At 63.9% G+C, this 13,918-nt stretch carries 12 protein-coding genes and 1 pseudogene; 2 read left to right on the top strand and 11 right to left on the bottom strand.

Translation table 11 applies throughout. The annotated features are described in order from the left end of the window. Nucleotides 1–87 precede the first annotated feature (87 nt). The 9 genes and pseudogenes from D5041_RS19760 to D5041_RS19720 all read right to left on the bottom strand — a co-directional run bounded on the left by D5041_RS19760 (nucleotide 88) and on the right by D5041_RS19720 (nucleotide 9,818). Nucleotides 88–1,731 (bottom strand): 3-(methylthio)propionyl-CoA ligase, encoded by a 1,644-nt coding sequence (locus tag D5041_RS19760; RefSeq protein WP_265285550.1) that lies wholly within the window; start codon nucleotides 1,729–1,731, stop codon nucleotides 88–90. Nucleotides 1,732–1,854: 123 nt separating this feature from the next. Next, nucleotides 1,855–2,493, bottom strand: coding sequence for a pyridoxamine 5'-phosphate oxidase (gene pdxH / locus D5041_RS19755; RefSeq protein ID WP_265259139.1), 639 nt, complete (start codon nucleotides 2,491–2,493; stop codon nucleotides 1,855–1,857). A 38-nt stretch (nucleotides 2,494–2,531) separates the two neighbouring features. Beyond that, nucleotides 2,532–3,365, bottom strand: coding sequence for a DMT family transporter (locus D5041_RS19750; protein WP_265282875.1), 834 nt, complete (start codon nucleotides 3,363–3,365; stop codon nucleotides 2,532–2,534). 245 nt (nucleotides 3,366–3,610) lie between these two features. After that, entirely contained in the window at nucleotides 3,611–4,492 is an 882-nt protein-coding gene (locus D5041_RS19745; RefSeq protein ID WP_265285549.1) for a carbohydrate ABC transporter permease, read from the bottom strand. Further along, nucleotides 4,489–5,082 (bottom strand): annotated as a pseudogene (locus D5041_RS19740) (carbohydrate ABC transporter permease); the annotation flags it as partial. The gene D5041_RS19745 and the pseudogene D5041_RS19740, both read right to left, overlap by 4 nt. Then, nucleotides 4,965–5,492, bottom strand: coding sequence for an ABC transporter substrate-binding protein (locus tag D5041_RS19735; protein WP_265285768.1), 528 nt, complete (start codon nucleotides 5,490–5,492; stop codon nucleotides 4,965–4,967). The pseudogene D5041_RS19740 and the gene D5041_RS19735, both read right to left, overlap by 118 nt. A gap of 242 nt (nucleotides 5,493–5,734) precedes the next feature. Continuing rightward, nucleotides 5,735–6,817 (bottom strand): ABC transporter ATP-binding protein, encoded by a 1,083-nt coding sequence (locus D5041_RS19730; RefSeq protein WP_265285548.1) that lies wholly within the window; start codon nucleotides 6,815–6,817, stop codon nucleotides 5,735–5,737. A gap of 423 nt (nucleotides 6,818–7,240) precedes the next feature. Further along, nucleotides 7,241–8,353, bottom strand: coding sequence for a GlxA family transcriptional regulator (locus tag D5041_RS19725; protein WP_265285547.1), 1,113 nt, complete (start codon nucleotides 8,351–8,353; stop codon nucleotides 7,241–7,243). Between the two features lie 505 nt (nucleotides 8,354–8,858). Then, nucleotides 8,859–9,818: an IS5 family transposase gene (locus tag D5041_RS19720; protein ID WP_265284258.1), complete on the bottom strand. Its 960-nt coding sequence runs from the start codon at nucleotides 9,816–9,818 to the stop codon at nucleotides 8,859–8,861. A 115-nt stretch (nucleotides 9,819–9,933) separates the two neighbouring features. Here D5041_RS19720 and D5041_RS19715 point away from each other — a divergent pair, with 115 nt between their 5' ends. Then, nucleotides 9,934–10,695 carry an ATP-grasp domain-containing protein gene (locus D5041_RS19715; RefSeq protein ID WP_265285546.1) on the top strand — a complete coding sequence of 254 codons (762 nt, stop codon included), beginning with the start codon at nucleotides 9,934–9,936 and terminating at the stop codon, nucleotides 10,693–10,695. A gap of 35 nt (nucleotides 10,696–10,730) precedes the next feature. Continuing rightward, nucleotides 10,731–11,897 carry an MFS transporter gene (locus tag D5041_RS19710; RefSeq protein WP_265282880.1) on the top strand — a complete coding sequence of 389 codons (1,167 nt, stop codon included), beginning with the start codon at nucleotides 10,731–10,733 and terminating at the stop codon, nucleotides 11,895–11,897. 142 nt (nucleotides 11,898–12,039) lie between these two features. On the opposite strand, the gene D5041_RS19705 is transcribed toward D5041_RS19710, so the two are convergent. Together D5041_RS19705 and D5041_RS19700 are read right to left on the bottom strand one after the other, a co-directional pair. Then, complete coding sequence (locus tag D5041_RS19705; RefSeq protein ID WP_265285545.1) at nucleotides 12,040–12,651, bottom strand: DUF4276 family protein; 612 nt, start codon at nucleotides 12,649–12,651, stop codon at nucleotides 12,040–12,042. Next, a complete protein-coding gene (locus tag D5041_RS19700; protein ID WP_265285544.1) occupies nucleotides 12,641–13,900 on the bottom strand; it encodes an AAA family ATPase in 1,260 nt (419 codons plus the stop codon). The genes D5041_RS19705 and D5041_RS19700 overlap by 11 nt, the downstream gene beginning before the upstream one ends. Nucleotides 13,901–13,918: the final 18 nt, after the last annotated feature.

The raw sequence follows: 13,918 nt of genomic DNA, 5'->3' as shown, positions 1-13,918 counted from the left end.
GGCCACGGCCCCTGCGGACAGCCCCGACGCTGCGTCAATAAGAAGCGCAGTGTAACGCGTCGTAACGACGCGCCGTTCGGGGCCGTGTCACAGGTCCGGGAGCCGGTAGTCCTTGAGCTGCTCGCGCAGCCGGGTCTTGAGCATTTTGCCGGTGCCGCCCAGCGGGATGGCGTCGACGAATAGTACGTCGTCGGGGATCTGCCAATTGGCGGCCTTGCCCGCGTAGAACGCGAGCAATTCCTCGCGCGTGAGTTCGGCGCCCGGGCGCTTGACCACGGCCACGATGGGGCGCTCGGCCCACTTGGGGTGCGGCATTCCCACGCAGGCGGCCATGGCGACGGCGGGGTGCGCCATGGCGATGTTCTCGATGTCGATGGAGCTGATCCACTCGCCGCCGGACTTGATCACGTCCTTGCTGCGGTCGGTGATCTGCATGAAGCCGTCGGCGTCGATGGTCGCCACGTCGCCGGTGGGAAACCAGCTGCGGCCCTGCGCGTCGCGGATGCTCGGATTACCGCCATCGTCCTTGAAATAACGCTCCACGATCCAGGGGCCCCGGACCAGCAGATCGCCGGAGGTCTTGCCGTCCCAGGGCAGTTCCTTGCCGTTGCCGTCGACGATCCGCATGTCCACCCCGTAGATGGCGCGGCCCTGCTTTTGCAGAATCTTCATCTGCTCCTCCCGGGGCAGCGCAAGGTGCTTGTTCTTGAGCGAGGACAGGGTTCCCAGAGGGCTCATCTCGGTCATTCCCCAGGCGTGCATGACCTCCACGCCGTAGTCCTCGCGGAACGCGTGGATCATCGCCGGCGGGCAGGCCGAACCGCCGACCACGGTGCGCTGCAGCGTGGAAAAGCGCAGGCCGGCGGGCTTCATGTGGCCCAGCAGCATCTGCCACACGGTGGGCACGCCGGCGGCGTAGGTGACTTTCTCGGTTTCGAGCAGCTCGTAGATCGACTTGCCGTCCATCGCGGGGCCGGGGAACACGAGCTTGCAGCCCGTGAGCGCGGCCGAGTACGGAATGCCCCAGGCGTTCACGTGGAACATGGGAACGACGGGCAGTACGCAGTCGCGCGCCGAAAGGCACATCACGTCCGGCAGCGCCGCGGCATACGCATGCAGCGTGGTGGAGCGGTGGCTGTACAGCGCGGCCCTGGGGTTGCCCGTGGTGCCGCTGGTGTAGCACATGCTCGACGCCGAGTTCTCGTCGAACTGCGGCCAGGCGTACTCGGGCGCCTGCGCACCGATCAGGGCCTCGTAGCTCGCCAGGCCCGGGACGCCGGAGTCTGCGGGCAGCCGGTCCGCGTCGCACAGGGCGAGCCACAGCTTCACCCCGGGGCACTTGGCATGCACGGCCTGCACCAGCGGCAGAAAGCTCAGGTCGAAACACAGCACCTGGTCTTCGGCGTGGTTCACGATCCAGGCAATCTGATCCGGGTGCAGGCGCGGGTTGATCGTGTGCAGCACGCGGCCCGAGCCGCTCACGCCGAAGTACATCTCCATGTGGCGGTAGCCGTTCCAGGCCAGGGTGGCCACGCGGTCGCCGAACGCAAGCCCCCGTGCGTCGAGCGCATGCGCCAAGCGGCGCGCACGCGCCGCCAGATCGCGGTACGTGCAGCGGTGCACGTCGCCCTCGACCCGGCGGGAGACGATTTCGGCGTCGCCATGGTGGCGCTCGGCGAACTCGATCAGCGACGAGATCAGCAGCGGTTGGTTCTGCATCAGACCCAGCATGGGGGGCTCCTTGGGGGTGTTGTAGTGGACGAAATGATCACTGTAACGGAGGGCCGGGCGAGTGTAGTTTTTCGGGGCCGGCGTGCGCAGCGGAAAATCCCGTAGACAGGCCGCGCGCCCCGGTCAGGGCGCCAACCTTTCCCGGACCCATTCCCCCGCATCGAGCCGATACCGCAGCCGGTCGTGCAGGCGGCTCCTGCGCCCTTGCCAGAACTCCCACTGATCGGGCCGCAGGCGGTACCCGCCCCAATGCGCAGGGCGGGGGGGGTGCAGCAGAAACTGCGCGCCGTAGCGCGCGGCATGCGCCAGCAGCACGCTGCGGCCGGAGATGACCTGGCTCTGCGGGCTGGCCCAGGCGCCGATGCGCGAATCGAGCGGCCGGCTGTGGAAATAGGCGTCGCTTTCCTCGGCGCCGACCTTTTCCACGGCGCCCTCGATGCGCACCATCCGCTCCATCTCGACCCAGTGGAACTGCAGGGCCGCGCAGGGGTTGCCCGCGATCTCGCGGCCCTTGCGGCTGTCGTAGTTGGTATACCAGACGATGCCGCGCTCGTCGTAGCCCTTGATGAGCACGATGCGCGTGCTGGGGCGCATATCGCTGCCCACGGTGGCCAGCGTCATGGCGTTGGGTTCGGGCACTTCGGCATGGATGGCTTCCTGGAGCCACTGGTCAAACTGTTGCAGCGGGGCCGCGTGCGAGGCGTCTTCGTTGAGCTCGGCGCGCCCATAGCTTTTGCGCAGGTCGGCGATGGAGGAGGTCATCGCCGGGATTGTGCACCGCCGGTCTCGCCACCCGCGAATCAACGCGCGCGCATTCCCAGGATCGCCGCGCCGACGATCAGCACCGTGGCCAGCGCGATGCTCCCGCTGAACGGCTGGTCGCTGACCACGGTCAACAGCGCCGTCGAGGCCACGGGCGTGATGTAGCTCAGGACGCCGATCTGCCGTGCATCGCCGCGCTTGAGCGCCCTGTCCCAGAGGAAGAACGAGGCCCCCAGCGGCCCCAGGCCGAGCACGGCGAGCAGCGCCCAGTCGCGCGTGCTCAGGGAGGTGGCGGGCTCGAGCAGCGCATGGCACAGCAGCGACAGCACCCCCGACACCAGCCCGAACAGGCCAATGGCCGTGGTCGGGAACGCCGCCACGCGCCGGGTCATGAGGGAATAGGTGGCCCAGACGAGGGCCGAGGCGAGGGCCGGCGCATAGCCCCAGGCCAGCGTGCCGTCCAGCCCGCGTCCGCCCGCAATGGCGATCGCCGCGCCGGCAAAGCCGAGCAAGGCGGCCAGCACGTGCGGCACGCGCAGCACCACACCCGGCAGCACGACCGGCGAGAGCAGCACGATGAACAGCGGCCACAGGTAGTTGACCAGATTCGCCTGCACCGGCGGTGCATTGCGCAGCGCGACGAACAGCAGGAAATGGAACGCAAACAGGCCGTACACGCCCAGCGCCAGCGTGCGCAGCGGAACGCGCCACTGCGAGGGATCGCGCAGCACGAAGGGCCATGCGGGCAGGCTGCCGATGATGAGCGCAATGCCCGTGAGCAGAAACGGCGGAACGTGGGTCAGCGCAAGGCCCAACGAGGCGATCGAGGCCCACAGGGCGATGGCGCCCAAGGCGTACAGATTCGCGTGCATGCGATGACTGTACGCGCGCAGCGATGGTCTTTCGTGTTGCAAAGGTGCCAGGTACCAGGACGTGGCGGTGGTGATTCCAGCGTTTCAGCGACCGTGCGGGAGCCAGGGCAAGGGACGCGGGAATGACCCCGCACGTGCTGCAAGAACTGCTTCGCGGTGAGGGTTGATGGTTCAAATCCAATGGCGTCGCCTGAACGCGGCGCCCCGTAGCCCCCGCCGCCCGGCTACGGACACCCGGATGCGCACTATTCCTTGATCGCCCCGGTCAGCCCGGACACGTAGTGCTCGACAAAGAAGGAATACGCAAAGGCCACCGGCAGCGAGCCCAGCAAGGCGCCGGCCATCAGCGGGCCCCAGTGGTAGACGTCGCCTTCCACCAGTTCGGTCACCACGCCCACCGGCACCGTCTTGCTCTCGGAGGACGAGATGAAGGTGAGCGCGTAGATGAACTCGTTCCACGACAGGGTGAAGGCGAAGATGCCGGCCGAGATGAGGCCTGGGACCGCCAGCGGCAGCACGATCTTCACCAGGATCTGCCAGCGCGAGGCCCCGTCGATGAGCGCGCATTCCTCCAACTCATGGGGAATCGAGCGGAAGTAGCCCATCAGCAGCCAGGTGCCAAAGGGAATGAGAAAGGTCGGATAGGTCAGGATCAGCGCCATGCGGCTGTCGAACAGCCCCAGCTTGACGACGATCGCGGCCAGCGGAATGAACAGGATCGAGGGCGGCACCAGGTACGCCAGAAAGATCGCGCCACCGGCCGGCTTGGCGCCCTGGAAGCGCAGGCGCTCGATGGCATAGGCCGCGAGCACCGACAGCACCAGCGAGATTCCCGTGGACACCACCGAGACCACGACGGTGTTCCACAACCAGGCCGGGTACCCGGTGTGGAACAACAGCTTTTGGAAATGCGCGAGCGTGGGCCCGACGATCCAGAAGGGGTTGCCCTCGCGCGAGAGCAGTTCGTTGTTCGGCTTCAGGGACGTGACCGCCATCCAGTAGAAGGGAAAGAGCAGCACGAGGACAAAGCACAGCACCGGGATGTACACCGTCACCCAGCGCCTGGGCATGGAGCGCAGAAAATCCATTCCTCCTCCCGGCCTGTCCTTGCTGGCGTTGGCGCTCATTGGCCGCCTTGCTGCCAGGCGCGGCGTTGCAGGCCGAAGTAGCTGAACGCGATGGCCGCCAGCAGGAAGGGGACCATCAGCGTCGCAATCGCCGCCCCCTCGGCCAGCGCACCGCCCGAGATCCCGCGCTGGAAAGCCAGGGTGGCCATCAGGTGCGTCGCATTCAGCGGGCCGCCGCGCGTGAGCACGTAGATCAGCTGGAAATCGGTAAAGGTAAAGAGCACCGAGAAGGTCATCACCACCGCGATCATCGGCGAGAGCAGCGGCAAGGTGATGCGCCGGAACTGCTGCCAGGCCGTGGCGCCGTCGATGGCCGAGGCCTCGTAGTACGCGGGCGAGATGGTCTGCAACCCGGCGAGCAGCGAGATGGCCACGAAGGGAACGCCGCGCCACACGTTGGCGGCGATGGTGGACCAGCGCGCATTCCACGGGTCGCCCAGGAAGTCGATGTAATGGTCCAGCAGCCCCAGTTTCACGAGCACCCAGCTGATGACGGAAAACTGCGCGTCGAAAATCCACCAGAAGGCGATCGCCGACAGCGCCGTGGGAACGATCCAGGGCAGCAGCACCACCGCGCGCAAGAAGCTCTGCCGCCCGGCGTGCCCCTCTCCTTGAGCGCCTGGAGCAGCGCGAGAAAGCCCGCGGTGTCCTTGGGAAAGCGCTCGAAGCCGGCCGCCTTCAGCATGCTCTCGCGGTAGACGATCAGCGAGCCGCTCGCGCCCAGACCCAGGCCCAGCCACTTCCTGCCGTCCGGCCGCAGGTACTGCTGCACCGCCGGGTACCAGCCGCCGTACTTATTGCCCAGGTACTCGGCCAAGTCGGTCACGTCCAGCAGCTTGTCGGGGTACAGGTTGGCGTCGTCGTTGGTCGACAGGATGATGTCCGGCCCGGCGCCGGTGTTCGCCGCCACGGCCGCCTTGGGGCGCACGTTTTCCCAGCCCTCGTTGTCCACCCGCACCTCGACGCCGGTCGCGTCCTGGAACTTCCGGACGTTCGCCATGTAGGCGTCAATGTCTCCCTGCACGAAGCGGCTCCAGCGCAGCACGCGCAAGCGGGCCCCCTGCTCGGGCCTGAAACGCAGCGTCTGCGCGTGCGCCGACGCCGCGAACAGCGCGCTGCCGGCGCCCAGCGATGCCGCAGCCGCAACCCCGGCAGACCCCTCCAGAAACCTGCGGCGATGGAACGCGCTCATTTGAATCTCTCCTCGGTGAGGAAGTGGGACGCGGGCTGGCGGAACCTGGCTCAGGCGCGCAGCCGCTGGCCGGTGCCTGCGTCAAAGAGATGCGCGCGCTGCAGATCGGGCTGCAGGCGGATGCTGCTGCCCGGCGCGAAGTCATAGCGCTCGCGAAACACCGCAGACAGCTCGGTGCCGTGGTGGTGCCGGCAGGCCACGAAGGTATCCATGCCGGTGGGCTCCATCACCACCACCTGGGCCGGGATGCCGTCACCGCCGTCGCTGACCAGGCTCAGATGCTCGGGCCGGGTGCCGTAGATCACCGGCTGCCCATCGACGCCGCCGGTTTGCAGCGGCGCATTCAGTTGCGTGCCATCCCGGAGTTCCACCCGGGCCGCCCCTTCGCGCACGCGCAGCGTGCCCGGCAGGAAGTTCATCGCGGGCGATCCGATGAAGCCGGCGACGAACTGGTTCGCCGGGTGGTCGTACAGGTCCAGTGGGCTGCCCGTCTGCTCGATGCGGCCGTCGCGCATGACCACGATTTTGTCGCCCATGGTCATGGCCTCGATCTGGTCGTGCGTGACGTAGATCGACGTGGTCTTCAGGCGCTGGTGCAACTCCTTGATCTCGCTGCGCATGGCCACGCGCAGCTTGGCGTCGAGATTCGACAGCGGCTCGTCGAACAGGAACACCTGCGGGTCGCGCACGATGGCCCGGCCCATGGCCACCCGCTGGCGCTGGCCACCGGAGAGCTGGCGCGGGTAACGCTCGAGCAGCGGCGCCAGCGCCAGGATCTCGGCGGCACGCTGGACCTTGGCCTCGATGGTGGCCTTGGCGGTTTTCGCCAGCGTCAGCGCAAAGGCCATGTTGTTGCGCACCGTCATGTGCGGGTAGAGCGCATAGTTCTGGAACACCATGGCGATGTCGCGGTCCTTGGGCGGCAGGTCGTTCACGCGCCGCTCGCCGATCAGGATATCGCCGCCGTTGATCTCTTCCAGCCCGGCGATCATGCGCAGCAGGGTGGACTTGCCGCAGCCGGAGGGGCCGACCAGCACGGTGAACGAGCCATCGTGGATGTCGATGTCCACGCCGTGCAGCACCGCGACATCGCCGAAATTTTTCTTCACTGACCGGATCGTGACGCTTGCCATGAAATGCAATCCTGTGGACTTGGGGGGGAAACGGAAACGCAGAAAGCCCGAGCTTGGCACCCAGGCCAGACCCGAATGTGCAGTATCGGCCTGCATCCGGATGTGACCATCCGGGCAAACCCATAACAATAAGCGTTAACCCTGGCGGCGTGCGTGTGATCCAGGCGGGGTCGCGCGGCTCCATGTGACCGCGGCCGCACGCGCTGTTTACGGCCCAACGGGAGCGCCTCCGCCCCTCCCCGAGGGGGACCGACCCGGGCGGCTGTCTGGTGATGGCGCCGCGGGCCTTGCCATCGGCGTCGAACTGCCCGCCATCGGTGATCTCAAGGCCCAGCCGCAGCCGCCCGCCTTCGCTCACCATCTTGCCGCTGCAAGGTGCGCTGACCAAGTTCACCCAAATCGCTGAACCGCCCAAACGTCCAATCAACCCGCAGCGCTCGATGCAAAACGCTGGCGCAGCTCGGATGGCGGCATACCAAAATGCCGGATAAAGGTGCGCCGCATGCGCTCATCGTCAGCAAAGCCGCATTTGTCCGAGATGCGCTTCAAACTCAGTTGCGGGTAGTCAAGCAACATGCGTTGCGCGGTATCCACACGCAGATTCTCTATGGCCCGCCTTGGTGTGACGCCGGTTTTCTCAACGTAGTATCTTGCGAAACTTCGCAGGGACATTCCAGCCTGTGCGGCAAGCGTTTCCACCGATAATGGACGGTGCAGGTTGTCCGCAATCCATGCATGCAGGTCGGATAGTTTGCCGTCGGCCACGGCCGATTGTGCCTCAAGCAATTTGCTGTATTGCGATTGCCCGCCCGGGCGTTTGAGAAATACGACCAGACCACGTGCGACGTCTGCCGCCAGGGAATGACCATGGTCTCTTTCAATAATGGCCAGGGCCAGATCGATTCCCGCAGTCACTCCCGCCGAGGTCCAGATATTTCCATCATGGATAAAGATCGGGTCGGCATCGACATATGCGTTCGGAAAATCCGTTTGCAGCTTCCGGCAGTAGCGCCAATGGGTGACTACCCGTTTTCCGTCAAGCAGGCCGGCGTGTCCCAGCAGAAAGGCGCCAATACACACGGCTGCGATCTCGGCAGTTTCCGGTTGTGATCGCAAATACGCGCTGACCGTGGCCTGGGTCTGCGGATTCCATACGCCGGGTCCCCCCGGGACCACCACCAGATGGGGATCATCTCCGGTCTCCTCCTGCCACGCGCCCGCTTCGACAGGGACGCCGACGTCCGTTCGTAGCCGGCCCGATTCGCTGGCAAGCAATCGGATCGCATAAGCAGGTGGTTTGCCCATCGTGCGGCGCAGAACATTCACCGCATCAAAGGCCTGCATCGGCCCGGCCAAGTCGAGCAGGGTCAGATCGTCGTAGCCGACAAAGAGGATTTTTCTCGATCGGTCCGTTTTGGTGGTCAGATTGGCAGAATTTACCGGCATCGTTTGGCTCCATTTCAGATAGGATGCTGCTTTTGTACAGAGAAAGAACGTGAAAGCGCCATCCATGAATACAAACATCACGGTCGCCATTGTTGATCCAACGTCGGCCGGTCATTTTATTGCCCAGCGGGCGCTGGAGCGCGGTTTCTTGTGCGCTGCGATTTTCTCGGCGTCTGCGGAATCTTCCGGGATGGATGTTAGCTGGTCGCGCGCATGCACGGATAAGGACTTTGATGCGCTGATCGCGCGGGACGCTTATGACGCCATCATTCCCGGCGCCGAGAGTGGCGTATGCCTTGCCGAGGAACTCGCGGCGCGGTTTGGGTTGGCGGGCAACGATCCGGAAACGACCGCGTGGCGCCGGAACAAAACCGCGATGGCCCAGGCGGTCAGAGAGGCCGGAATTGCGCTGTGCCGCCAGGCGCGCTGCGGCTGCCTTGCGGATTGCATCGCCTGGGCCGAGGCGACAGGGTACCCGGTGGTCGTCAAGCCCGAGGCCAGTTCCGGAAGCGATCTGGTTCGGGTCTGCGAGGCACGGGACGGGCGTTGTTGCATAAATCGACCTTCGAAGATGTACCTCCCCAGGAACACTAATTCAGGTGAGGCGTGCGGACTGCGGGCGAGCCAGAGAGGCCATGCGATTGAGCACGCCCGCACGGATGGCAACCTCGGTGGCCTGCGAGCCAATCGTGCGTGCCCACAGGAAATGGCTGGTCAGCGTCTTCAGACGGTACATCAGGTTCTCCACCAGCGAGCGCTTGTGGTAGCCGCTGGCTTTTTTCCATTCGCGTCGGCTGCTCTTTGCGATCTCGTCAATGGCCGCATTGCGCCAAGTTGCGCCCGGCGTGGCCTGCGGCCAGGGCATGGCGCCTTCGCGCGGGGGAATCGAGGGCGTCGCATCGCGTGCGGCAATCTGCGCGTGGCACGCTTTGGTGTCGTAGGCGCCATCGCCGCCGACGATGCCAATCGGCGTTTCGGACGGAATCTGCTCAAGCAAATCGGTCAGGGCCTCGCTGTCGCCCATCTCTTGGTGGGTCATCAACGCCGCGCAAATCTGGCCGGTCTTTGTGTCCATCGCCAGATGGACCTTGCGCCAGGTGCGGCGCTTGGACCAACCGTGTGTGCGCACCTTCCATTCGCCCTCGCCGTAGAGTTTGAGGCCTGTGCTGTCAACGGCCAAGTGCAGTGGCTCGCTCGGGCGCAGCGCGGGCAAGACGACTTGCAGGCTTTGCGCGCGGCGGCTCAAGGTTGTGTAGTTGGGTACCGGCAGATCCGGGAAGGCAAGCTGGCGCAGGCTTCGAGCGAATCCTTGCAGCGCACGCAGCGGCAGATCAAACACCTGCTTGAGACTGAGCAAGCCTTGGATAACGGCATCCGGGTAGATGATCGGACGTCCGCGCCTGCAGACATCCGCAGCCGGTGCGGGCCTCAGAAGGTTCTTGTCGATCCACACCTCGATATCTCCTCTGGCAATCAGTCCGGCGTTGTACTGCGCCCAGTTCTTGACACGGTAGGTCGCCTTGGGCTCGGTTCGTTGGCTGGTGTCTCTGCGCATGTTCTCTGGCAAAAGGTCGGAAATGTACCTGGTCCGTGTCGCGACTGACAGCAGCGCTTGCTGCTTGCATCGCCGTTGTGCGCACAAACATCAGCACGCTTGTGGTTCGGGATTTATGCAACAACGCCCACGGGACGCGCTCGCGCGGCATGCATCGACAATCCTGGACGGAGTCGACAAGTACGGGAAAAACACCTGCGGTGTGCTGGTTCAGGAGTTCATGGTGGGCGATGAATACACGGTCGATGGCGTCGTCTCGAACCAGGTGCTGACCGTTTTTGCGATCGGCAAATACCGCAAAATCAACCGGGACGGCGCGATGGTGTATGACAGGATAGACTTTTTCGCACCGGACGATCCCGCGCTTGACGCCAGAATGCGCTCCTACTGTGAGGCCGTGGCCAGGGCCGTCGGCGTGCGTGTGGGGCCGGTTCATATCGAGGTCATGCTGACGGCAAGCGGTCCGCTGCTGGTGGAAATCGCGGCGCGGGCCCACGGCGGCATGGGTGCGTCGGTGATTGACGCCAATTTTTCTCCTTCGTTCATCGACGCCATCATCGACTCGTATCTGCCGGAATCATGCATCGGAGAAACGCTTCGGATTATCCGGAGGAAAACCGCATGCATTGCGTTTTTGATTTCTGACCGCGCTGGTACCTTGGTGGCCACGCCGGGAGCCGAGGCGATCCGGTCCCTGGCCTCTTTTGTGCGGGAAAAGTGGTTCGTGGCTCCGGGCAACAGAATATCAAGAACCGTTGACTTGGTCACCTGCCCGGCCCTTTTCGAACTGTCGCACGATGATCCGGAAGCGCTGGAAGCCGACATACGGCGCATCAGGGAGTTGGAGCGTTCTGCTGCCCTGTGGGAGATTGCCTGATGGCCAGGATGCGGAAAGCCCCTCTTGCGATTTTCGTGACCCTGCTGTCCCTGACCATGGTCGGCGAGGGCATGATCACCGTGACGCTGCTCTGGACCAGTGCCCGCATGGGCCAGTCGCCTCTCTTTATCGGGGTCGTCCTGTGCATCATGAATATTGTGCCGTTTTTGGCGCAGCTACTGTTCCCGCCGATGCGCCGGGCGGTGGAGCAGCATCCCTTGCGCATGATCATCGGGCCCAGAATCGCGGGAGCGGTGGCGACCATTTGGGTGGGAATGGCAGGGGGTTCATCGGACCTGGGTACCCTGATTGCAGTCGCTGCCGGACTGACATGCATCAGCTTCATCAGCCAGCAATGCATAGAGACCCTGATGGGGCAATTGACCGTCGCGGGAATGCTCGACGCCGGGACTTCGGCGCGGCTCTCGCAAACGGCCCTGCAGTGCGGCGTTTTTGTCGGAAACGCGCTGGCCGGCATTTTGATTGCGCGCTCGGGAACGGGATTGGTGTTTTTCGGGATCGCCGCCAGTTTTGCCAGCAGCCTGCTGCTCTTGTTTTCCGCAGCATCGATCCGCATGGATGAAGAAGCCCCGGAAAAATCCGGCGTCCCCCTGGCAGAAAAGCCGGCGCAGCGGCATGGGGCAGACCGCCCGCTGTGGCTATTGCTCACGGGGATGGCATTTTTGGCGATCCAGCTCAGCGGTTTCAATTTCTTTGTCCCGCTGATTTTCGAAAGCCGACCCGGAATGTCTGCGGCAGATTATGGTTTCGTGAGTGCCGCGGCAGGGGTTGGCGCGCTCTTGGCCACGTTCGTGCGCTTTTCGGAGCGGGAATACCTTGGTCATGCGGCCTGCTTTGCCGTGGTGCTCGGTGACGCGCTGCTTATTCGGTCCGTCGAAATGCTTCCATCCATAGGCCTCGCTTTTGCGATAGGGTTCGGGTTCAACCTGTCCCGAATCCGGATTCGGCAGGGAATTTTCGAGCGGCTGACGACAAGACAAGAATCGGCGCTCTGGGGCGCGCGCGTCACGCTGGCGTTTCGTGGTGTCAACGCGGGCGCTCCACTGCTCTTTGGCCTGTTGCTGATGGTGGGGGCCCCGGTGGCGCAAAGCGGGGGTTTCGCGGCCATCGGGGTGCTGAGCATGGGGATGGCCGTGCCGATTTGTCTGTTTTTTTCAAAAAGAGCGCGGAGGCACGGTTGACAGGCGCCGATCCAAAGCACCGAGGGGACTCGGTGGGGACTCGGTGGGGGTTCGGTGCTATCCCGGCGTTGTTCCGTCAAGCGAAAGCCTTGTTTAACGGACAAGGTTGTGAAACGCCATTTCCCCAAGGGAAACCGGTGTTTCACAACTGGGCCAATGCGTCCCTCAGGCACGGAAAGCTGGGTGAGCAGTTCTTGGAAATATCCATGTGCTTGGCCACCGATTGAGCCAACTCCAATTTGCGCAGGCCTTGTTTGAAATAAGCCTTTTTCTGCAATTCACGCTCCATCGCTTCCCAGGTGCCGCGCTGAATGGCATCGGGGCTGCGACAGCAGGGTTTTTTTGACACCCCGGCATCTACCTTGGGATAGGCCGCTTTGACGGCAGCCCAGTCGCCAAAAAACCAGGCTTCCAATTCTTCGATGGCAATGCGGTTGATGACCTGAAATTTCCCGTTCCTGGGGGCCTTCCGGGTGCCCAGTCCCGCTGCGTGAGCCGATTGCTCCAGCCGTGCCTTGAGTTCCAAGCAGTCGTCATTGTCCCGATCCACAATGACCAGCACCATGGCCGTCTCGGGCAGCCACTGGGCGTAGCCCGCCAACCGCTGAGGAAGTTGTTTGAGCAGGTCGTTCTTGCACTGGAACTGGCGTATCTCGGCCTTTATGCCCTGGCGCAGCATGCAGGGGAGCAACTGTTGCAGCGTGACCTCCATGGAAGGCTCTTCCACCAGCACATGCAAGGTATCAATCGCCACGGCGAGACCTTTTTGCACCCGGTGCCGTGCCGACCAAGGAACATGGCGCGCCTTGATTGCGCAACGGGTCGCTCATGCCGAAATGGCCTTCCATCCACAGATGTCCCAGCGATGCCCCGGCGTCCATGAAATCTGCAATTCCCTGAATGTCGCTGGCGGTACGCACCTGTGTGAAGCCCTGCTCGTCCCGGTACAGGATGCGCACTTCCTGTGGGCGGCAACTGTTCAGGAAGAACGGGGAATGCGTGGTGACCAGCAACTGTGTCCGCTCGGCGGCCCGGTGGCATTCTTCGCCCAACTCGGGCAATAGCCGCGGGTGCAGAAAGTTCTCGGGCTCCTCAATGCCGATGAACTGCGGGGGGGTCGGGTCGTAGAGCACCGTCAGGTAGGCCAGCATCTTGAGCGTGCCGTCGGAGGCGAACTTCGACAGCACGGGCTGCTCAAAGGGCGCATCCTTGACCTGCAGCAGCAGGCGGCCATCGGGCATTGGCGATGCGTCGATGCGCTCCAGCCTCGGAATGCGCGCGCGCAACACCTGCATGATCCGATCGAACTGATCCTTATGGCTTTCCATGAGGTATTGGATGACATTGGGCAGGTTGTCGCCGGTTTTGGACAGCCGGTTCTGCGGCCCTGATTCAGGTTGCGCACGCGTGCTGTCCACCGACAGGTAAGACACATACCAGTCGGTAATGAAGTCACGCAAGGCAGCCACGCGGGGGTGCTGGGCGATTTGCCCCAGGGTGTTCACGGCAATCAGATCGGGCGCGCGCAAGGGGACTTCCTGGCGTTGGTCTTTCTTATCGGGGTGTTCGCCGCTGATGACGCTGCCCGCGCCGCGGTGATACTCCAGAAATTTGAAGGGTCGCCCGCGCTCACCGCGCACCCACGCCAGCCATTCCTCGGCCACGACGACCGGACCTTTGGGGGTCTCGTCGATGGACAGGTGGTAGGTGATCAGGGGCGTCTCGGGTCGCTCCCGATATTGGAGCTCAATGACCACGGGGCCCTCCGAGCCGCGTGTTTTCAACTCCTTGCCGCGGCCACGGCGATCCCAGGCTTGGCGCAGGCCGCTCTGAAAGCATTCCGACAGGAAGTTGAACACGTCGAACAGCGTGGACTTTCCGCTGCCGTTGGGGCCCAGCAAAACAGTCAGCGGTGTGATGTTCTTGAGTTCAATGTCCTTGAGCGCCCGAAAATTCTGCACCTTCAGGTTCTCGATGCGTGGAACCATAGTGGATGTCGCCATGATGGATGCCTGTGTGAA

The sequence above is a fragment of the Verminephrobacter aporrectodeae subsp. tuberculatae genome, from assembly GCF_026127385.1.
Taxonomy (GTDB): Bacteria; Pseudomonadota; Gammaproteobacteria; order Burkholderiales; family Burkholderiaceae_C; genus Acidovorax; species Acidovorax aporrectodeae.
Note: the sequence above shows the minus strand (reverse complement) of the source record. Positions and strands in the feature narration are given on the sequence as shown.